16 protein-coding genes, 1 tRNA gene and 1 pseudogene are annotated in these 20,798 nt (G+C 33.5%); 7 read left to right on the top strand and 11 right to left on the bottom strand.

Annotated features, from left to right (window positions below):
* Positions 1-22 precede the first annotated feature (22 nt).
* Positions 23-110 (top strand) — tRNA-Ser (locus CDV25_RS00880).
* A gap of 857 nt (positions 111-967) precedes the next feature.
* On the opposite strand, the gene CDV25_RS00875 is transcribed toward CDV25_RS00880, so the two are convergent.
* Genes CDV25_RS00875 through CDV25_RS00855 form a run of 5 tightly spaced genes read right to left on the bottom strand, consistent with a single transcriptional unit; the run spans position 968 to position 5,196 of the window.
* The gene (locus tag CDV25_RS00875; protein WP_108910367.1) at positions 968-1,849 is read right to left on the bottom strand and encodes an ATP-grasp domain-containing protein; all 882 of its coding nucleotides are present in this window, start codon (positions 1,847-1,849) and stop codon (positions 968-970) included.
* Positions 1,821-2,249 (bottom strand): plastocyanin/azurin family copper-binding protein, encoded by a 429-nt coding sequence (locus CDV25_RS00870; protein ID WP_108910366.1) that lies wholly within the window; start codon positions 2,247-2,249, stop codon positions 1,821-1,823. Before CDV25_RS00870 ends, CDV25_RS00875 begins: the two co-directional genes overlap by 29 nt.
* 14 nt (positions 2,250-2,263) lie before the next feature.
* Positions 2,264-3,028: an ABC transporter ATP-binding protein gene (locus CDV25_RS00865; protein WP_108910365.1), complete on the bottom strand. Its 765-nt coding sequence runs from the start codon at positions 3,026-3,028 to the stop codon at positions 2,264-2,266.
* Positions 3,022-4,080, bottom strand: a complete 1,059-nt coding sequence (locus CDV25_RS00860; protein ID WP_108910364.1) for a FecCD family ABC transporter permease — start codon at positions 4,078-4,080, stop codon at positions 3,022-3,024. The genes CDV25_RS00865 and CDV25_RS00860 overlap by 7 nt, the downstream gene beginning before the upstream one ends.
* A gap of 12 nt (positions 4,081-4,092) precedes the next feature.
* Positions 4,093-5,196, bottom strand: coding sequence for an ABC transporter substrate-binding protein (locus tag CDV25_RS00855; protein WP_108911793.1), 1,104 nt, complete (start codon positions 5,194-5,196; stop codon positions 4,093-4,095).
* A 105-nt stretch (positions 5,197-5,301) separates the two neighbouring features.
* Between CDV25_RS00855 and CDV25_RS00850 the strand changes: the two genes are divergently transcribed.
* Positions 5,302-6,729 carry a major outer membrane protein gene (locus tag CDV25_RS00850; protein WP_162550380.1) on the top strand — a complete coding sequence of 476 codons (1,428 nt, stop codon included), beginning with the start codon at positions 5,302-5,304 and terminating at the stop codon, positions 6,727-6,729.
* 266 nt (positions 6,730-6,995) lie between these two features.
* A complete protein-coding gene (locus CDV25_RS00845) occupies positions 6,996-10,688 on the top strand; it encodes an autotransporter outer membrane beta-barrel domain-containing protein (RefSeq protein ID WP_108910362.1) in 3,693 nt (1,230 codons plus the stop codon).
* A 1,169-nt stretch (positions 10,689-11,857) separates the two neighbouring features.
* Here the strand turns inward: CDV25_RS00845 and pseF are convergent.
* The 3 genes from pseF to pseB are packed head-to-tail and all read right to left on the bottom strand — an operon-like array spanning position 11,858 to position 14,669.
* The gene (pseF, locus tag CDV25_RS00840; protein ID WP_034555332.1) at positions 11,858-12,529 is read right to left on the bottom strand and encodes a pseudaminic acid cytidylyltransferase; all 672 of its coding nucleotides are present in this window, start codon (positions 12,527-12,529) and stop codon (positions 11,858-11,860) included.
* On the bottom strand, positions 12,526-13,686 hold the full coding sequence (pseC, locus tag CDV25_RS00835) for a UDP-4-amino-4,6-dideoxy-N-acetyl-beta-L-altrosamine transaminase (RefSeq protein ID WP_108910361.1): 1,161 nt from the start codon (positions 13,684-13,686) through the stop codon (positions 12,526-12,528). Before pseC ends, pseF begins: the two co-directional genes overlap by 4 nt.
* On the bottom strand, positions 13,683-14,669 hold the full coding sequence (gene pseB, locus CDV25_RS00830; protein WP_108910360.1) for a UDP-N-acetylglucosamine 4,6-dehydratase (inverting): 987 nt from the start codon (positions 14,667-14,669) through the stop codon (positions 13,683-13,685). The genes pseC and pseB overlap by 4 nt, the downstream gene beginning before the upstream one ends.
* A gap of 565 nt (positions 14,670-15,234) precedes the next feature.
* Between pseB and CDV25_RS10865 the strand changes: the two are divergent.
* From CDV25_RS10865 to CDV25_RS00815, 4 genes and pseudogenes are all read left to right on the top strand, one after another.
* Positions 15,235-15,510 (top strand): annotated as a pseudogene (locus CDV25_RS10865) (methyl-accepting chemotaxis protein); the annotation flags it as partial.
* 135 nt (positions 15,511-15,645) lie between these two features.
* Positions 15,646-15,936, top strand: coding sequence for a CZB domain-containing protein (locus CDV25_RS10860; protein WP_238700795.1), 291 nt, complete (start codon positions 15,646-15,648; stop codon positions 15,934-15,936).
* An 18-nt stretch (positions 15,937-15,954) separates the two neighbouring features.
* Positions 15,955-16,338, top strand: a complete 384-nt coding sequence (locus tag CDV25_RS00820) for a YbgC/FadM family acyl-CoA thioesterase (RefSeq protein WP_034554941.1) — start codon at positions 15,955-15,957, stop codon at positions 16,336-16,338.
* Positions 16,331-16,576, top strand: a complete 246-nt coding sequence (locus CDV25_RS00815; protein WP_108910358.1) for an HP0495 family protein — start codon at positions 16,331-16,333, stop codon at positions 16,574-16,576. Before CDV25_RS00820 ends, CDV25_RS00815 begins: the two co-directional genes overlap by 8 nt.
* 6 nt (positions 16,577-16,582) lie before the next feature.
* Here the strand turns inward: CDV25_RS00815 and CDV25_RS00810 are convergent, their stop codons facing one another.
* Genes CDV25_RS00810 through carB form a run of 3 tightly spaced genes read right to left on the bottom strand, consistent with a single transcriptional unit; the run spans position 16,583 to position 20,770 of the window.
* Positions 16,583-17,044: a hypothetical protein gene (locus CDV25_RS00810; RefSeq protein ID WP_108910357.1), complete on the bottom strand. Its 462-nt coding sequence runs from the start codon at positions 17,042-17,044 to the stop codon at positions 16,583-16,585.
* A gap of 1 nt (position 17,045) precedes the next feature.
* On the bottom strand, positions 17,046-17,501 hold the full coding sequence (locus tag CDV25_RS00805; RefSeq protein ID WP_108910356.1) for a hypothetical protein: 456 nt from the start codon (positions 17,499-17,501) through the stop codon (positions 17,046-17,048).
* Positions 17,501-20,770 (bottom strand): carbamoyl-phosphate synthase large subunit, encoded by a 3,270-nt coding sequence (gene carB, locus CDV25_RS00800; RefSeq protein ID WP_108910355.1) that lies wholly within the window; start codon positions 20,768-20,770, stop codon positions 17,501-17,503. Before carB ends, CDV25_RS00805 begins: the two co-directional genes overlap by 1 nt.
* Positions 20,771-20,798: the final 28 nt, after the last annotated feature.

The following is a 20,798-nucleotide window of genomic DNA, read 5'->3' as shown; positions in this document are numbered from 1 at the left end:
TACCCCTTTTTTGAGGGGATATAGAGAGGTGTCCGAGTGGTTGAAGGAGCACGCCTGGAACGCGTGTAAAGTGCAAGCTTTCGAGGGTTCGAATCCCTTCCTCTCTGCCATATACTTTATCACTTCAAATAAATTATAAATGTATTTTCTATATTCAAAACTCTTTTAAAATCCATACTTTAGAAACTTCATACAAAATTTTTTATCATTTTTTACGAGCCTATAATATACTCTCAACGATTTTAAATCCCATTACCCAAAGTTCCCCTAAGTCTCTAAACAATATGAGTATAACCGCAAGTGCAAGAGGATAGGTGTGTAATATTTTAGAAATAAACACAACATATCAACAAATCTTTTTTAGGTAAAGATAATAGCAATCTTTGCATTATGCGTAGAAAATAAACTTTATATAAAATAATTATAAATCAATAAGAATTAGAGGATAAAACTAGAAGTTTCTAAGCAAGTTGCAGCTTACTTTAACCTGCACTCTAAATTTGTAATGATTTTTGTAAATGCTTTAATACGCTTTTAAAATCGCTTTTTAGATGGGTTTTTGTGATTGATTTTGTGATATTTTGTGAAAAAAGCTTTCTTAATTTCCATTTTAAATCAAAGTGTTTCAAAAAACAAATTACCATTTAAACAAAATCAAGCCTACTCACTTTCTCAATTTAGCACTTTGAAATAAAATACCACCTTATATAAATTATTATCCTAAAAAGGCTATTCATGCCACTTTAGAATCAATCTTATCCCCTTAAAGCCATTGAATACTAAAGGTAAATTAAGTTTGTAAAATCTTATTGACTTATTAACCCCTTTTTATAATTTTATTGTAATCAATAAATCACTAAGGATTCTAGCCTTATAACAAACCCTAAAATAGTTAAGTTCAATATTCTATTAGGCTTATTAAATCCCATTATAAGGATTGAAGATAAATTTAAACCTATTAATGATTTTACACCCCTAAAAACTCTAAAAGGTTTGTAATGAAACTTTGTAGAGAAGTTTGCGGATAATAATCAAAATATAAAGAGGGTTCAATGAGTTCCACTTCGCTAATCAAAGCTCTTTGACTATCTTGGGGCAACAAATCAACACGCACATAACAAGCCCTAAAAGGGAGATTTTCCACGACCTTTTTTGCAATCTCCACCCATTGATCGCTAGGTTCTATTGCGTGAATAGTTGTCTTATAATGAGAATTAGCCCTCCACTCACTAGGAGCGGGTTTCCTATGGATAGCGTATTGGTATTCTTGGCAAAAGAACACCAAACAAACTTCCCCTTGTGTATAAACACTCTCTATAAAGGGCTGAACCATTGCCCCTAAGGGATAATCCATTTGCCTCAAAGGTTGTGTATTGAATCGCACTACCCCCATTCCACTTTGCCCAACTAGAGGCTTAATAACAGGATTGCTCCATTGTTTTTGCCCTATCCTCTCCTCCCAAAAAGGTGTATGGGGATAAAGAGCCAAACTAGGGATAATAGGTAAATCCCTCTTTTGTAGATCCAATAAATAATCTTTTTGTAAATTCCACAAAATCAATGCAGAAGGATTTACAATCCTTAAAGAAGATTCTTCTATTTTCTCTAAAAATTCTAAAAAAAGCGAATAATGCAGGGAATAATCCCAAATGGCTAAAGGTAGAATAATAGTCTTAGTATCTAAATAATCTAGGGGTATTTCTTGCCAATTTTGCAACCAACAAGCAAACCCCTTTTGCTCCAAAGCCATTTTTAGCTGCACTAACCCCTCATTGCCTTGTGGATATTGAGCACAAGTAGCAATTAAAAAAGAATAATCCCTACTCTTTGATAGCTTTTGCGTATTCAATCAATCGCCCCCTATTAACTTGCGCTCTCCTATCTAACTTAGGCACAGAATCTCTAATCTTTTGAATATTAAGCGCATTACCTACTTGAATAATACCTACCATATTCATCATTTGATGGGGAGGACACACATAAATATAAACCCCTTCTTTATCAAATTTAAAGGTAGCTCTTTCATCTAGCCCACTCAAAAAATGCTCCGCATCATCAGGGATTAACTTACTTTGCACATAATGGGTTTTATGCGTTGGGACAAAGGTAATAGTATCTCCGGGTTGTATTTGGATAAACCCCGGTTCAAATACCATAGTATTCCCCTGTTTATCTAAATCTAGCATTTTCACCTCATAATCTTTTGCATAGGCTACACATATTGCGAATAACAATACAATAAATCGCATAATAACTCCTTAAATTAAATCGCTTCTTTAGCAACCACAACAGGCAAATTCCTATCATCATAAAAGATATTTGCCAAAACCTTATAGACTTTTTCTATCAGCTCTTGCGTTAAAACACATCTCGCACTTCCTTTAGCTGCTATCTTAGAATCAGATAAAACGATTAATTCATCAGCAAATTGTGCCGCTAAAGAAATATCGTGCAAAATCATTAGGGTAATCAAACCTTTTTTAATAGTATATTTTCGCACATAATTAAGTAAGATACATTGATAACGCATATCTAAAGCACTCACGGGTTCATCTAGCAAAAGGAGTTTAGGATTCTTCACTAAAACTTGTGCGAACATCACCATTTGCCTCTGCCCTCCAGAGCAATCCGTAATATCCCTTTGGGCTAGATGAATAATGCCTAATTCTTGCATAATTTTAGCAGCTAAACGCACTTTCTCATCCTCTATATAAACACCCAAAGAATCCATTAAACCTAATAAAACTACTTCTAAAACACTTAAGCTAACATCGACATTATTATCTTGAGGCATATAGCCAATGGATTTTCTCCAAGTATATTGTTGCAAAAAATTCAAAGTCTCTCCTGCAAAGCTTATCTTGCCCTTATGCTTAATTTCCCCAAAAATTGCTTTCATCAAAGAAGACTTTCCAGCTCCATTTGCACCTAAGAGTGCATAGACCTTTCCCTTTTGCAAACTAAGATTAGCATCCTCTAACACACAAAACTTACCGCGATAAATACTTAAATCCTTTAAAACTAGCATACCAACTTCCTTTTTGAGAGAATAATCCAAAAGAAAAAGGGAACTCCCACAAAAGAGGTAATAATCCCAACAGGAAATAAAGCTCCAGGAATAATAACTTTAGAAAGCACAGAAGCTATAGATAAAAAAGCAGCCCCTACTAGCATAGCACTAGGCAAAAAGAATCGCTGATCTTCACCCACTAAGATTCTTGCGATATGGGGTGCAACCAACCCAATAAACCCAATAACACCGACAAAACTAATAGCCGTAGCTGTCATAATAGAAACAAATACTAAGACCTTAAAACGCAATCTACTAAGATTTACCCCCATACTCATAGCCCTACTCTCACCTAAACGCAACGCAGTTAATGCCCAAATATCCCTAAAAAGCAATAAAATACAAACAAAAGTAACCATAAAAACAACCACTACATTGACCCAATTAGCCTTTTGCAAACTTCCAAATAGCCAAAATAGAATCTGTTGGGAAATTTCTGGTGAAGATACATACTGCACCAAAGACAGGAGCGATTGAAAAAGAAATAATAAGGCAATCCCTACAAGCACCAATAAGGAGGAATTAAATTGCTTTAAACCCGCAAAACCAAATAAAATACTCGCACAAACCATCGACATTACAAAAGCCCCCAAAGGCACAGCTATAATTAAAGGCAATCCAAAAGAGCCAAAGGCAATCACTAAAGAAGCTCCAAACCCCGATGCGGCTGCTAACCCTAAAGTATAAGGAGATGCCATAGGATTATTTAAAAGCGTTTGAATCTCTGCCCCACCTACCCCCAATGCTGCACCAACAATTAATGCCATTAATGCCATAGGTAACCGCAAATCATTCACAATCATTAAAGAAATTTTATCAATCTCCTCTTGTGGAAAAATGGGATGAAATAAAGCCAAAAAAACTTCTTTAATAGGCAACATAGAAGGACCTGTAACAATATCAAAAACCAAAGATATAAAAGCAACCACTAAAAAGCTAAGAATAATTACCAAACGGCGGTATTCACTTTTTCTATGATTTTTTAAAGTTTCTTCAATTTGCTTAGACATAAATAGACTCTATTATTGACTTGCCCTAATCCCAAAAGTCCCTTCTGGAACAATGGGAAGATATTTCTTATGATAATCAATGTAAGTTTGAATAGGGTCTATATCTTCAAATAAATCTGGATAAAGAGCTTTAGCGATATATTCAATCATTGCCGCATCCGCTAAAGTCCTAGAAGCCCCCATATAAAGACCATAAAGACGATTATTAGAAATTGCATTTAAGGATTGCCACCCCGCCCTTTTCTTATAAGCGTTTAATCTCCTTAAAACCTCTTGATTGCTAATACCAATCCCCATAACCATAGATTCTTTGTTTTTCTCCAATTCCGTCTCTCTACCAGTAATCATAATAACATCAGGATTTGAAACGATAATTTGTTCAGGATTAATAGGTGCCCATTTCTCTACAAAAGGAGCTGCTATATTATCCCCTCCCGCTAAATCAATCAAAGAACCCCACATATCTTTACCATAAGTAAAGCCGTATTCATTAGGACCTTTATTTCCAAATTCTATATAGATTCTAGGCTTAGGAAGATTTGCCTTAGCAATTCTACTCGCAACTTTATTAGCAATATCCTCATAAAATTTTACTAACTCCTCTGCCCTCTTATTCTCTCCCGTAATTTTCCCTAAAATTCTAGTGCTAGCGATATGCAAAGGCACAAGCTCACGATTATAATCTAAAACCACAATAGGAATCCCTGCCTTTTCAATAGGCTCTAAATCTAATTCTAACACTTGATACTGCCAATTTGCCAAAATTAATAAATCAGGTTTTAAAGAAAGCACTTTTTCAATAGAAAATGTCCCAACTTCCACTTCTCCAAAATCCTCTAACCGATGAAGTTGCGGGAGTTTTTTACTATAAACTTCCCAACTAGCTGGAGTCCAATCTGTCCAAACAGACTTAGAAAATCCCACAACATTATCTAATGCCTTGACTCCACCAACTGCTAGATAATCTGTATAATAAAACCCTAACGCAATGCGTTTTGCTGGAAGATTAACTTTTACCTCCCTACCCAAAACATCAACAATAACCTCCTCTTTAGCAAAGGCAATTCCGCCAAAGAACATTAAAAACCCTAAAAATAATCGCCATAAAAATTTCATCTCTAAAACCTCACTATTCATTTTTAATTTATGATAATAATTATTATATTATTTCTTAAGCTGTAAGTCAATATAATCCCCTCAAAAGTTTTTAAGGAGTTTCAAGTGTCAAAAAAATTCTTATTAATTCTAGGATTAGGGATTGGGTTAGTTTCTACAAGCCCAGCACAAGATTTACAAAGTGCTATTAAAAATATAGATGTTAGGGGGATGTTGCGTTATCGCTATACCGATGATCGCTATGAAAATCAAAATAATATCAAAGACAATAATGGAAATGGAAAGGCAAGGCATCAATACCGAGCAGCGATTGATTTTAAAACCGCTCCTGTTAATAATATAAGTTTTAATTTAGGATTGCTCTATCACAATCCTTTACAAAATGTAAATCACGGAAAAGGGTTGCCAGAATCCAACCCTCCCACAAATGGAGCGGGTGCTTTTCTAGGGAGAGGTTTAGGAGCAGGTGCAGATTCACACTTTGGGATTTCTAATTTCAATATGACTCTAACCCCTACAGATACTACTAGCATTAAGCTAGGCAAAATGGTTCTCAACACTCCATATAGCGATGTTTTACACGATAGAGCAACAGGAGCTATCATCACAAATTCAGATATACAAAATTGGACTTTTATGGCTTCTATTTTTGATTCTTGGAGTGTTGATGATATATATATTGGGTATCTTGGGGATAATCGCTCCATTGATAAACTATTCTTTTCTTTAGCTACATTAGGAAATTATCAAACAAAATATGGAAATTTTCATACAGAGATTTGGGGATTCCACATTAAGGATCTCTTAAAAGCTGGACTTTATACACAACTCTCTTGGGAGAGAGGAATCTTCTTTTATAATGGATTTTACTCTTTTGCAAATCTTGATAATAGCAATACAAGTATTCTCTACCCTCTCTACAATAATGAAAAACTCAATCCACAAACTAACAAATTCAAAAACAAAGCGGATTTATTTGGGATAGAATTAGGCGCTAAATTCCATAAATTCCATATTCCTTTGAGAGTAAGAATAGGGTATTGGGGGAACACACAAGATAGCTACACGGTTTCTTTAGATAACGAGGGTTATTATATGAGTGAGCCAATTGGGAGAATCTTTTTTGAAAACTCTGCTACAGGAATGACAATTTCTATGCTACCAAATACCGGCACACAAACCCCTGCTAGAAATGAAAGTAACTCATTAAATCTTTTCTATATTAATCCCACTTACGAAATCACAAAAAACTTAAAAGTAGGAATAGAATACGCTTATGGAAAAACACAATTCCAAAGAGGGAGAGGCAATGATACCTATAATGCACAAATCAAATTCCAAGAAATTACACCTATTCTCACTTACCAATATACAAAACAAATCCGAATTACAGCGTATTATGCTATGTTAAATACAAAAAGCGATAAAGAGATTTTATTAAAAACAAAAAATACTTCCGCTTGGGATGATAATAAACAAAGTCAAGAAGAACAACGAAAGAGATTCCGCTTAGAGCTTCGCTATAATTTTTGATTTCTATAAAAATGAATTGTTTATTTTAACCTTTACTTAAGCTAAATAGGTTATTAAATCCCTAACTACATAAAATGCCTAAATTACACAAAGAAATCCTTGCGTAAATTTAATACAACCAATAATCCCAATATTACTTAATAAAGTTTAAATTTTATGCTATACTAGAAATGTTAAAAATAACTTATGACAAATACATAGTAAAAATGCCTAAATCTCCTAATATAATATATATTAGGGGGGGGGGGGGCAAAAAAGGAGAAATTATGAGTAATAAATCTTTTTATGTAAGCCCTATTATAAATTCTGGGGGGGGGGGCAATAATACTCCTATAGAGACTATCAAGGTTAATGTTAAAGATTATGTTTTAAACTTAGATTTTAAGAGTAATGTTAAAACATTAGATTCTAAAAGTAATCCTAAACCTTTAGATTCTCAAAGTTTAAATATGAACTTTGATTATAAATATTCTAAACTTTTAAATCCTAAAGTTTTAGATTCTAATCTCAATACAAAAGCTATGAATCCTAAACCTTTAGATTCTCAAAGTTTAATCTCTCAATTATTTAATCCTAAGTTTTTAGATTCTAATTCTAATCTTAAACCTCTATACTCTAGGATTAATGTTAAAACATTAGATTCTAATCCTAAAATAAGAGATATTAATTTTAAATTATTAAATCCTAAATCTCTAAGCCCCTCTTTCCTCTCTTTAATCTGTGCAAGTGTTTTATTAACTATTCCTCATAGTATTAGTGCTAAAGATAATTGGGTAGCAATAGATAATGATACTTTAGATACAACAACAGATACTAATGCTAATAAAGTAACAAAAGCACTTACTAATAAACAAATCTCTGCTTCACAAACTAAAGAATATAAAAACTTAGAAATTACTAATACTGGGAGTATTACTAATACAAATGCTAACTTTGCTATCAATATTCAAAATAATGCTACGATAGAGAGTATTACCAATAAAGGATTAATTAGTGGGAGTGGGAATCATAATATTAGTATTAATACAAGCTCTATCCAATCTTTTGAAAATATTGGAACCATAACTAATACTAATACTGGTAAATTTAACTTTAATATCACTCAAGGAACTATTGATAACTTTAGCAATAGTGGAATAATAGATTCTAAAGGTTATGGTATTGCTTTACAACCTAATACTACCATTACTAATTTTAACAACACAGGAACTATTCTTGCTAAAGAGACAAGTGGTAGGGATGCGGTATATATTAATAAAGCTACGATTAGTAGTTTTATTAATGGTGAGAATGGAATTATTAAGAGTGAGGGTAACAGAGGAGTAGGGATTAATATCTTAAATGGGACTAGCATTACTAATTTTGAGAATAAGGGATTAATAATGCGTAGCGTGTCTGCCACAAGATCGACTATAGTAAATCTTAAGAATAGCGGAACTCTAAATGGTATAAGTCTTAGCACGGATGCTAAAATTGAAACTCTTAATAATGACAACAAAGGAATTATAACTTCTTTGTTTCTATATGGTGGTAGTATAGGAACATTTTTAAATAAAGGGACTTTAGATTCACCAGGCACTGGAATTTATGTTGAAGCAGGTTGGTCTTACACCACTATAGACAAAATCGTTAATGAAGGAGTAATGAAAGCCAAAAACGATGTTATTAGATATGATGCCACCAACTTTATAGGAGAGATTATCAATAAAGGGACGATAATATCAGAGAATGGAGATGGAATCAAAATCTTTAATTACGACAATATAAACACTCCAAGAGATATTGGCAAAATCACTTTAGCTCTTGGTAGTGTAATGGAAGTTAAAAAAAATGCAATCAACATTAACACCCATAGTCAAAAAACCGAAGTAAAAGGTATAGAAATCCAAAAAGGAGCAACACTAAAAAGTGAGAATGGAGCAGCTATTGCAGTAGCTCGTAATAACCATATCACAGGTAATATTGAAATAGCAGGAAAGATAGAAGCTAAAACAGGTATTTCTAATGCAGGAGAGATTCAAGCAAGTATTACACTCTCTGATGAAGTTAAAGACTTTAGTGTAGAAAATACTGGTAATGGTAATATTACAGGAAGTATTGAAGCTAAAGATAATGTAGCCCTAAGCCTTACTAACTCTGGCAATAGTAGCATAGGAGGCTCTATCACTTCTTCCTCTAATGCTCCCTTAAGCATTACTAACTCTGATAATGCAAAGGTTGCAGGAAATATTGAAGTAAGTGGAGATGCTCCTATCGTTATTAAAAACGAAGGGAATGCTACTTTAGGAGGTGGAGTTAGTGCTAGTGGTAATGCTCCTATTAGTATTACTAATTCTGATAATGCAAAGGTTGCAGGAAATATTGAAGTAAGTGGTAATGCTCCTATCGTTATTAAAAATGAAGGGAATGCTACCTTACAATCAGATATTATTAACTCTGGTTCTGGAAATCTCTCCCTTAGTAATACAGGGAATGCTAGTATAGGGGCTAATATTAAAAATAATGGAAGTGGTAGTTTAAGTATTAGTAATACAGGTAAAGTTAGTGATACTACGAAAATAGAAAGCAATGGAAGTGGTAAAGTAGAAGTTGAAGAATGGTTAGTCTCTACAAATTCTCAAGGAGAGGTTAAACCTTTAGAAATAACAGGAACTAATTTAAGTGTTGTAAGTGTTTCTAATGTTACCTTTGATGCAGGAAATATTACTAATCTCTCTTCTTTAGTTCAAGATCCTAAAAATGTTATTAATATTGATACTTCTCAAGATACTAATATAAGCAATCCTGCAGAGATTAATTCTAAAGTCTTTGCTAAAGCAGAATTTAAAACCAATGATCCTAGTGTTAATGTTAATGTTGATGCTTTAAGTAAAACTCTAAGCTTTTCTGTTGATGCTGCTAAGACTTCAGCAGCAGCATTAGGAAAAACACTCATTAGTAATACCCAAGCTAGAGCAAACTTTGTAAATGCTGTAATGGGTAATGCTATGAATGCGGTGAATTTAATCCATAATCAAGGAAGTGCTAATGTGTATTCTAACTTTAATAAGGCTTATGAGGAAGGAGCTATTTATGCAAACTTTGATAATTTAGGGAGTGATGCTTTACTTAGATCTAGTGAAACTAAAGATAAGAATCATTTAGCCTTTATGCTTCCTTATATCTCTAAGAGTAATACTTCTTTAAATGGAGGATTAACTTCTAAAGGACATACTAAAGGAGTAATCTTTGGTTATAGTTATTTAAATCCTAACAATAAAGATATTTATGGGATTTATGGAGGATATGATGATTTTAGTTCTAAAACTTATCCTTCAGATATTCTAGCTTTAAATAATAGAACCTATTATGCAGGAGTTAGGTATTATCATCCTTTTAATTATAAAGATTATGAACTCTTTTCTAAATTCTCTTCACAATTTGGTTTAATACAAAATGATATTTCTGAAAGGGTAGGACAAACAGAATTTAAAGGAGAACCTAAATCTTATGCTTATGATGCTAATGTTAATATGGGGATAAATATTAAGCTTAATACTAAGCATACTTTAACTCCAGAGATAGGTTTAGGTTATAATGGAGGATATTCTAAAGCTTATACGATGAGTAATGCCATCAATACTATTACAAGACGCAATTATACCCATAAGATGAATTTATTTAAAACTAAAACCTCTCTTTCTTTATATAGTGATTGGCATAAACATTTTAAGACTTTAGTGTATGCAGGAGTAGATTGGACTATGAATCCTAATGTAGATAATCCTAAAGGGAGATATTCTAATATAGGGTATTATGGAGGAGGAGAGAGTAAATTAGATAATTTAGAATATGCTTTAGGGACTACTTTAGTTATTCCTTTAAATGATGCTTTTTATTTCTCTTTAAATTATGGAATGAATGGGACTAAGAATACCACTATGCATACAGGGTATGGGAAGTTTAATTATATGTGGTAGGGTTTAATCCTTATCCCTACTTAAGAATTCTAACTATGGAATGAATGGGACTAAGAATACCACTATGCATACAGGGTATGGGAAGTTTAATTATATGTGGTAGGGGAAAGGTAGCCATACTCTCTCTATTAAATATTAAAGAGAATATTAAAGAGAATATTAAAGAGAATATTAAAGAGAATATTAAAGAGAAAACAATTTGCGTTAATAACATTTAGAATAATCAAAAAGAGACAAAGATTAAGAGACAATAAAAGCACTAAGCTTTATTGACTCTTTAGTTGCTCTCATACCCCCCACCAAAGATAATACTTATCCCTCCTCCTCCCCAACATACAGCACACAATAAAAATAAAGTAAAAACCCAGCTACTACACTAAATAAAAATGCCTAAAAAGAACAGCCACCACTACACCCCACTAAATAACTAAAACCCCTATCCACTAGAGCTAATACACTACACACACTAAAAATAAAGTAAAAACCCAGCTACTACAACACAATAAAGACAATAACTAAAACAATCCCACACGCTACCCCTACTTACTCTATTCCTTAAGAGTTGGTTGGTTTAGTTTGTTAGGTTAGTTTATTTTACTTACTCTTAGTTAGTATTACTTACTTTATCCTTTAAGGGTTTTATTTAGTTTTATTTAGTTTTGGTTAGTTTTGGTTGGTTTAGTTTGTTTGGTTTATTAGGTTAGGATTGGTTAGCTCTTTTAGGTAGTAATGTTTAGGTAGCCATAGCTAAGATTGGTTAGGTTTGTTGGGTTTAATTAGTTTTAATCAAGCTTTCTTTTGTTGTATATAAGAAAGCTTTAGTAGGGTTATTGTTTGGTTAGGGTTGGTTAGTTTGTTAAGATTTAGGATTGTTTAGTGTTATTTACTTTTATTTAATCTTACTCACACAACAACAAAGATAATGATTAAACCTAACCAACACAAGATAATGATTAAAAAAATCACTTCCAACACTCTATACCCACATAACTACTACTTATTTACTCTCTATGTTTAAGCCCAACTAAACTTTAATCTTTATACTTAAACTTAATTACTCTTACTCTTTATCATTAAATATAGCTAATCTTATTATTTAATATTTAATCTCATTAAACTTTTAAAACTATTGATTATTATACTTTTGTTTTAGGGCTTAGAAAAACAAACTATATATTCAGATGATTAAATAAATATTTCATCTGTGCTAATTTCCAATCCTCTAAAGTATCAATATCTTGAACTTCAAAAGGGGATAATACAAAACTCTTAGAATCTTCAAAAATATTCTCTTTTGTCTGCCATATATTGGATTTAGCAAAATAAAATTGCCCTGCATCGTGATAGATTTTATCTAAATCTTGGGAACGTTTTAAAAAAAATTCTGGAAACAACATAGTATTTTTAGTATTTTTTATCACAAAGGCTCTATAAGGAGAGTAACTATATTCTACCGCACTAAATAGGTAACAAGATTTATCACATTGCAAAAACGCATTTTGTAGGGATTCTACCCTTAGAAGCGGTGCGGTTGCATAGAGGCAACAAATCCATACTTCTTCTAACTTTAATTCTCTAATACAATGTATAATCACTTCCCTTGTCCCTACATAATCCCCACTTAAAGACTGCGGACGCTTTAGGGCAATAACCCCCTCACTCTTAGCAAATTCTAATATCTCCTCATTATCACTAGAAACATAAATTTTACTAAAAATTCCACTCTTTTTTGCGTTTTCAATACTATAAGCAATGATAGGTTTTCCTAAAAAATCTTTAAGATTTTTTTTAAAGATTCTTTTACTGCCTCCACGTGCTGGTATGATACAAACCGCTTTCATAAAAGATTCACACTTTTTCTTAAAACTTCAATGACTTTATTTTGTTCCTCTAAGGTAAGGGTGGGAAAAAGCGGTAAGGAAATAGCATTTTTGTAATAGGCTTCTGCGTTTTTAAAATCTCCTTTTTTAAAGCCAAATCTTGCATAAAAAGGTTGCAAATGTATGGGGATATAATGCACTTGAGGAGAAATACCCGCTTTTAAGAATCGATTAAAGAGTTCCGCCCTTTTAATACCGCTATTTTTTTGCAAAACAATAGGATAAAGATGAAAAGCACTATAGTTATGGGTTTCTACATAGGGCAAAGTCAAGCACAAATCCTGCAAATTCTCATCATAAAACCTTGCAATCTCATTCCTCTTTTGCACATAAAATTCTAAACGTTCTAATTGAGAGATTCCAAGTGCTGCATGTAATTCACTAAGACGATAATTAAAACCAAGTATTTGCTGCTCATAATACCAAGGCATTACTTTTTTTGGATTTTCAAAATCTGCAACTTCTTTAGTAATTCCGTGATTTCTTAACATTTGCATTTTTTTACTATATTTTGGTATTTGGGTTAATGCCATCCCTCCTTCAGCGGAAGTAATAATTTTAACAGGATGAAAAGAAAAAATCGTAATATCACTAAACGCACATCCTCCAATAGGGAATCCCCTATAACTTCCTCCAAGTGCGTGGGATGCGTCCTCTATTATTTTAAACCCATATTTTTTTGAGAGCATAAAGATTTTTTGCATATCACAGCTTTGTCCTGCAAAATGCACAGCAATGAGTATTTTGGGTAATTTATGTTTTTTGGTCTTTTTAAGTTTAATTTCTAATAAATCTACATCTAAATTATAAGTTTTCTTACAAATATCTACAAAATCCACCTTTGCCCCACAATAAATCGCACAATTACTAGAAGCTACAAAGCTATTAGGTGAAGTCCAAACCCAATCCCCCTCCCTTAAACCTAAAGCCAAACAAGCACAATGTAAAGCAGAAGTCGCACTATTAAAACTCACAGCATATTCTGCACCAACCTTTTTAGCAAGCTCCACTTCAAATTCCACAGACTTAGGCCCTTGAGTGATAAAAGGAGATTGTAAAACCTCTAAAACTCTTTGAATATCGCAAGAAGTAATATCTTGCTTCCCATAAGGTATCATTTTATCAACTCCAAAAACTCTTCTTTACTAAGCCATTGAGTGTTAGTGCCTGAATTATATTCAAACCCTCTTGTCACTAGCCCTCCACACTCACCTAAAGCATTCTTGCTAAAATCTGTTATGAAATTAAACTGAATAGTAGGTGCTATAACATAATAATCACTAAATTCATAGGTAATATGGCTATCATCTTTAGGACACATCACTTCGTGGATTTTTTCTCCTGGTCTTATGCCAATAATTTTATGCGGCAAGTTTGGGGCTAAGGCTAAGGCTACATCTGTGATTTTCATAGAAGGGATTTTAGGGACAAAAGTCTCTCCACCAAGCATACGCGTAAAGTTTTTCAAAACAAAATCAACGCCTTGCTCTAAAGTAATCATAAACCTAGTCATTTCTATATCGGTAATAGGCAATTCTTTAACATTTTCCAAAAGTAATTTTTGAAAAAAGGGGACTACGGAGCCACGAGAACCTATTACATTACCATAGCGGACGACAGAAAAACGCGTTTTTCGGCTTCCTGCCATATTATTAGCCGCTACAAATAATTTATCGCTTGCAAGCTTAGTTGCTCCATAGAGATTAATAGGGTTAGCCGCCTTATCTGTAGAGAGTGCGATAACCTTTTCTACCCCATTGCTTAAAGCCGCACTAATAACATTTTGTGCCCCATAAATATTAGTTTTAATACACTCCATAGGGTTATACTCTGCCGCTGGGACTTGCTTAAGTGCTGCTGCGTGAATAATATAATCAATCCCATTAGTAGCTTCTTTTAATCGTGCTTCATCCCTAACATCTCCTAAAAAATAACGCATACACGAGTGATTATATACTTGTGCCATTTCATATTGCTTTAATTCATCACGCGAGAAAATAACGATTTTATTAGGTTTATAATGCTTTAATAATGTTTTAGTGTATTGCTTACCAAAACTACCTGTCCCACCAGTAATTAAAATATTTCTCCCATTAAACATAGACTTCAAAACTCCCTTATTAAAATGGAAATATTATAACACAAGAATCCCTAATCTTAACCCTTTAAAATCACTTCCAAAAGCTAGAATAGTCGATACTTAAAGAGAGTTTTAAGAGATAGAATATATAATACACCAAACAATTATTAATCAAAAATAAGGAAATTTTATGTTTGGTAGCCATTTCAAAGAAAACCTACAAAAAACCCTACAAATCAACCAACAACTCCAAAAACAGATCCAAGAAGAAAGGCTTAAAAATCAAGAACTTCAAAATACCATCAATGAGATGAATAACAAAAAGGCTTCCCAACCGCAAAATATGGATACCTTTAAAGAAATGGCTCTTATATTAACAAAAAGTTGCGCAACAAATCTTAAAGTCCTACAAGAAGACTTTACAAAATCTGTAGATTTACTAAGAGAGGCTAAAGAAAATGCCATACATAATATCAGTAACACTAAAAACTCTCAAGAAGTTTTATCTAGTGGTATTACAAATATGATGTCAAAATTATCAGATTTTAACAATATGATAGGACAAGTCCAAAATGATTTTACAACTATCTCTAGCGTTATAGCTCTTATTAGCGATATTTCCGATCAAACTAATCTTTTAGCCCTTAATGCTGCTATTGAAGCAGCAAGAGCAGGAGAACACGGAAGAGGTTTTGCAGTAGTTGCCGATGAAGTAAGTAAGCTTGCAGAACGAACACAAAAAGCCACAAAAGAAATTGAAATGAATATTCAAGTTGTAAAACAAAATTTCTCTGAAGTGCAATCATCCACAGAAGAAATACTCAAAGAGATGGAGGATCTCAATCATCAAAATGAAACTTTAGAGCAAATAGGAAAATCTGCACAAACCATCTCAAAAGAAACCGACCAAATACTCTCTACCACTTTTATTGGGCTTGTTAAACTTGATCATTTACTCTTTAAAATCAATGGATATAATGCTGTATTTAGTGAAAATATGGAAACAACCTTTGTTGGGCATCACGATTGTCGCTTAGGTAAATGGTATGATACCGGTAATGGCAGAGCAGAATTTTCTACATTACCTAGTTTTGCCGCCATAGAGGCTCCACATAAACAAGTCCATAGTAGCATTATTGCAGGTTATGAGATTATGAAAAAGAATGGTTCTTCACAAAATTGCTTAAAGGACATTAGTGAATGGTTTGAAAAAGCAGAATCCGCAAGTGATACTATCATTAAAACGCTTGATAACTTACTCAAAGAAAAATTAGCCACTCTGGAATAAAAGGTGCTTTCTTAAATTATGCAAATACAAGTTTATTATGAAGATACCGATTGCGGGGGTATTGTCTATCATACTAACTACCTTAAATACTGCGAAAGGGCTAGGAGTCAATGGTTTTTTGACGCTAATCTCTTACCCAACAATCAAGAAGTTGGCTTTGTCGTTAAAAATATGCAAATTGACTTTTTGCAAAGTGCAAAGCTTGGAGATAAACTCCAAATACACACAAAAATCCTAGAATTAAAATCCGCTTCTATCCTCTTAGAGCAATCCATATTTTTAGAACATAAAAAAATATTTTTTGCCAAACTCACACTAGTTTGCATTAACCAAAAGGGTAAAATTACAAAAATTCCACAATGGGCAAAAGAGGTTTTTATAAAGGCTCAAAAAAGTGTTTAAAGAAAAGATACAATACCCTTGTCAATGGCATTATCGCATTATTGGAAATGATAAAAAAGAGTTAAATGAAGCGGCATTAGAGATCTTAGATAAAGAATTTATAACCACACCTTGCAAAGAAAGTAAAAGCGGAAAATACCATAGCATTAATATTGAAGTCTTAGTCAATAATCAACAAGAGCGGGATGAAATATTTACTAAGTTGCGTAAAGACCCAAGAATCCATTATGTTTTATAAAAAAATTCAAGGTTTTTTATAATAGCTAAGATTTCTCTTTCTCTCTTCTAAAGTCTCTAAAACTTCAGGAGAGTTTTGATAAACAATATAAGATTTATCCTCATATAAAGCCACAACATTTTTTTGTTCCCCATTGATGTTTAGAACAATCTTTTTAGACAATAAGGTTTCCCCTACACTCTTCCCCAATGGAGGAACAAAAAGTAAAAGAGAGATAACAAGCAATAAACAATAAGCAAACTTTATTAAAAAACCAACAACAGGGATAAAAAATCCTATTCCAAATACCACCATCATAATAATAAATAAATAACCATTAAAAACATTTCCAAAAAAAGGATTAAAAAACAAAGGGATTCCATAATAATTAATATAATTACTAAAAATAGCCGCCCAAAAAACACAAGTTAAGAGGAAGCTTAAAAAAATCCCCAACAAAAATGCTCGTAAAATATTTGCTGCTCTCATATTACCGAATCCTTTTTTTATTATAGCTACCAATCTTATAAATACTTGAGGATTTATCCTCTTTTAACCCTCTTTTATCTAAAACAATAAATGTAGCACAAGTTAGGGCAAACTCTAAAGAAAACCTCTGTTTATGCCTATTAGCTGAAGTAGAATATAAGCCATTAAAAAAGGATAAAAACTCACTATGTTGCCCCACTACAATGCGTGTGGCTAGGGAATTTATAAGAGTTTTACTACGCACAATAAAAGTCGTTTGCTTTAATCTACGCACTTCTTTCTTATATTTTTTAGGTATCCGCACAAAAGATTGCATTTTTTTTAAACTATCTGTTGTTAAGATGATATTTTGTGTAAGATTTCTACCCTTTAATGCATTAAGTTTTTTATAGTCCTTACACAAAAATCCTGCGGTTGTATCACTCTGGGCTAAAAATATTGGGTTAGAGGCTTTCATTAACCCCTCAAGTAATCTTGAATTGCTGTTGCATTATAAGGGTTTTTATCCATTATTTCCCCTATTGCATTAATAGCCACCAAAGCCGCTTCAATAGTTGTAAAGTAAGGGACATTGCTGCGTAAAACTTGTGTCCTAATTTTATTAGTATCCTCTTGATTAGAGGATTCATCACTTGTATTAATCACTAAAGCAATCTCCCCATTAGCTAACATATCATTAATATTAGGACGCCCCTCGCTAATCTTTAAGGCTACCTCGCAAGGAATCCCTCCAGCAGAAATAACTGCAGCTGTCCCATTTGTCCCACAAAGCACAAAGCCAAGCCTTTGCAAATCTTTAGCTAAAGCAAGAGCATATTGCTTATGGATGGCACTCAAAGAGATAAAGGCCTTTCCTTTAACAGGCAGTGGATTCTTACAAGCTAATTGGCATTTAGCAAAACTTAATCCAAAACTTTCACTAATCCCCATAACCTCTCCCGTTGAACGCATTTCAGGTCCTAATATCATCACCGCACCGGGAAGTTTATTAAAAGGAAACACCGATTCTTTTACCGCAATATGCTTAAAGCTTTTAGGCTTATATAATCCATCTTCAAATTTTACTTTCTTAAATCCATCATAATATTCTAAAGCCGCCTTTAAATCTTTATGTATCATTACATAAGTTGCTACCTTGGCTAATGGAATTCCTGTGCTTTTAGAAACAAAAGGTATGGTTCGGCTAGCCCTAGGATTAACTTCAATGAGATAAAGCGTATTTTCAAAAATAGCATATTGAGTATTCATAAGCCCTACTACCCCCAAATTTCTAGCGATTTTTGCAGTCGTTTTTTCAATCTCTTGTAATTTTTCTTTAGGAATATTAATAGTAGGCAAAGCACAAGCAGAATCCCCACTATGGATTCCCGCCTCTTCAATATGCTGCATAATACCTGCGATATAAACCTCTCTCCCATCGCAAATAATATCTACATCTAATTCAATAGCATTTTGTAAAAATTTATCAATTAAAACCGGTGAATCCTCACTTACACTAACTGCTTCACTCATATACTCTTGCAATTGCGTAATATTATAGACAATACGCATAGCCCTTCCACCTAATACATAGCTAGGGCGAACCAACACGGGAAAACCAATATCTTGAGCTATGCTAATAGCTTCCTCTTTTTTAAAGGCAGTGCCATTTTTGGGCTGAATTAGTCCATTTTCTTCAACAAATTTTGCAAACTTCTCCCTATCCTCGGCAATATCAATAGTCTTAGCACTAGTGCCTATGATTTTTGCTCCAATAGTTGTGAGCTTTTTAGCTAATTTTAAAGGGGTTTGCCCCCCAAAATGCACGATAATCCCATCGGGATTCTCTCTTTCAATCACACTCCTAACGCATTCAAAAGTAATGGGTTCAAAGTATAAAGTATCACTAATATCATAATCTGTGCTAACGGTTTCTGGATTGCAATTATACATAATGCTTTTAATTCCCATATCAAAGAGAGCAAAGCTTGCATGCACACAAGCATAATCAAACTCAATTCCCTGCCCTATCCTATTAGGTCCCCCACCAATAATAAGAATCTTTTTTTTATCTGTTGGGAGCTTTTGATTATCACAAACTTGCCAAGTGTCTTTAAAGGGCATTGTAGAATACAAATAATTCGTTTGGGTTGCAAACTCCGCTGCACAAGTATCCACTTCATTATAAGTAAAGAATATTCCATACTTTTGCCGCAGTGCATAAATATCCTCCTCCCTTAGCTCCAAGCCCTCTTTAGAATTTATAAGAAAACTCAACATTTTATCGCTAAAGCCTAAAATCTTTGCTTCTCGCAAAAAGTCTTTATCTTGCAATCTTTCAAAGGTAATCGTTTTTTCAAACGCGATAATTTCTGCTATTTGGTAAAGAAAATATTTATCAATTTTGCACCACTCATAAATTTCTTGCACACCAATATCTTGCCTTAGAGCATCAGCGATATACAATAAACGATTAGCATTAGGGCGTCTTATTTGCCTTTGAATCTCATTTTTATCACTACTTAGAGGATTGAAGCCAAAAATACCTGTTTCAAGACTATTGAGTGCTTTTTGCAAAGACTCCTTAAAAGTCGTCCCAATTGCCATCACTTCCCCAATAGATTTCATAGAAGTTGTAAGGGTAGAATGTGCTTGCGGAAACTTCTCAAAGGTAAATCGCGGAATCTTAGTAACAATATAATCAATGCTAGGCTCAAAACTTGCTGGAGTGCCTGTAATATCGTTTTTAATCTCATCTAAAGTATAACCCACCGCTAAAAGGGTGGCTACCTTAGCAATAGGGTATCCTGTGGCCTTAGAAGCAAGAGCAGAGGAGCGAGAAACGCGAGGATTCATTTCAATAACCGTCATCCTACCATTTTGCGGGTTTATGGCAAATTGCACATTACTTCCGCCCGTATCCACACCAATCTCACGCAAGATTGCAAAAGAGCTATTACGCATTCTTTGGTATTCTTTATCTGTTAAGGTTAAAGCTGGAGCAATGGTTATAGAATCTCCTGTATGCACTCCCATAGGATCAAGATTTTCTATACTACAAACAATAATACAATTATCCTCCTTATCGCGGATAACCTCCATTTCATACTCTTTCCAGCCCAATAAGGATTCTTCAATGAGTATCTCTCCAATGGGGCTAATCTCTAACCCACTTTGTGCGAGATTTTTAAACTCATCAATATTATAAGCAACACCACTTCCACCACCTGCTAACGTATAACTTGCACGAATAATAGCCGGAAAACCTATATCTTTTATAACTTCTAAAGCTTCTTTTAAATTATAAGCATAATAGGATTTCGGCAAATCCATACCAATTTTTAACATCGCCTCTTTAAAGACTTTTCTATCCTCACCCTTTTTAATCGCTTCAGGATTCGCACCCAAAAACTCTATACCCCCAAGCTTCCCTTGTTCATACATACTCATAGCGACATTTAAAGCAGTTTGTCCGCCCATTGTAGGTAAAATCGCATCCACTTTTTCTTTTTTAATAATATCCTCTATAATTTCTTCGGTAATAGGCTCAATGTAAGTTCTATGTGCAAACTCTGGATCGGTCATAATGGTTGCAGGATTAGAGTTAATCAAGACAACTTTATACCCAAGTGCTTTGAGTGTCTTTGCTGCTTGTGTGCCGGAATAATCAAACTCACAAGCTTGTCCAATCACAATAGGACCAGAGCCAATTAATAAAATAGTCTTTATATCATTTCTTTTTGGCATCTTTTCTCTTTTTAGGCAAAATTTCTAT

The organism is Helicobacter apodemus, from assembly GCF_003097575.1.
GTDB classification, from domain to species: domain Bacteria; phylum Campylobacterota; class Campylobacteria; order Campylobacterales; family Helicobacteraceae; genus Helicobacter_D; species Helicobacter_D apodemus.
The sequence above is the reverse complement of the archived record's forward strand: the minus strand, read 5'-3'. Positions and strand labels throughout refer to the sequence as shown.

Bases quoted from the DNA above. Each gene is read 5' to 3' on its own strand.
- CDV25_RS00865 (WP_108910365.1), bottom strand. From the start codon at position 3,028: ATGCTAGTTTTAAAGGATTTAAGTATTTATCGCGGTAAGTTTTGTGTG.
- CDV25_RS00805 (WP_108910356.1), bottom strand. From the start codon at position 17,501: ATGAAAGCCTCTAACCCAATATTTTTAGCCCAGAGTGATACAACCGCA.
- CDV25_RS00820 (WP_034554941.1), top strand. From the start codon at position 15,955: ATGCAAATACAAGTTTATTATGAAGATACCGATTGCGGGGGTATTGTC.
- CDV25_RS00870 (WP_108910366.1), bottom strand. From the start codon at position 2,249: ATGCGATTTATTGTATTGTTATTCGCAATATGTGTAGCCTATGCAAAA.
- carB (WP_108910355.1), bottom strand. From the start codon at position 20,770: ATGCCAAAAAGAAATGATATAAAGACTATTTTATTAATTGGCTCTGGT.
- CDV25_RS00845 (WP_108910362.1), top strand. From the start codon at position 6,996: ATGAGTAATAAATCTTTTTATGTAAGCCCTATTATAAATTCTGGGGGG.
- pseB (WP_108910360.1), bottom strand. From the start codon at position 14,669: ATGTTTAATGGGAGAAATATTTTAATTACTGGTGGGACAGGTAGTTTT.
- CDV25_RS00860 (WP_108910364.1), bottom strand. From the start codon at position 4,080: ATGTCTAAGCAAATTGAAGAAACTTTAAAAAATCATAGAAAAAGTGAA.
- pseF (WP_034555332.1), bottom strand. From the start codon at position 12,529: ATGAAAGCGGTTTGTATCATACCAGCACGTGGAGGCAGTAAAAGAATC.
- CDV25_RS10860 (WP_238700795.1), top strand. From the start codon at position 15,646: ATGGAAACAACCTTTGTTGGGCATCACGATTGTCGCTTAGGTAAATGG.
- pseC (WP_108910361.1), bottom strand. From the start codon at position 13,686: ATGATACCTTATGGGAAGCAAGATATTACTTCTTGCGATATTCAAAGA.
- CDV25_RS00810 (WP_108910357.1), bottom strand. From the start codon at position 17,044: ATGAGAGCAGCAAATATTTTACGAGCATTTTTGTTGGGGATTTTTTTA.
- CDV25_RS00855 (WP_108911793.1), bottom strand. From the start codon at position 5,196: ATGAAATTTTTATGGCGATTATTTTTAGGGTTTTTAATGTTCTTTGGC.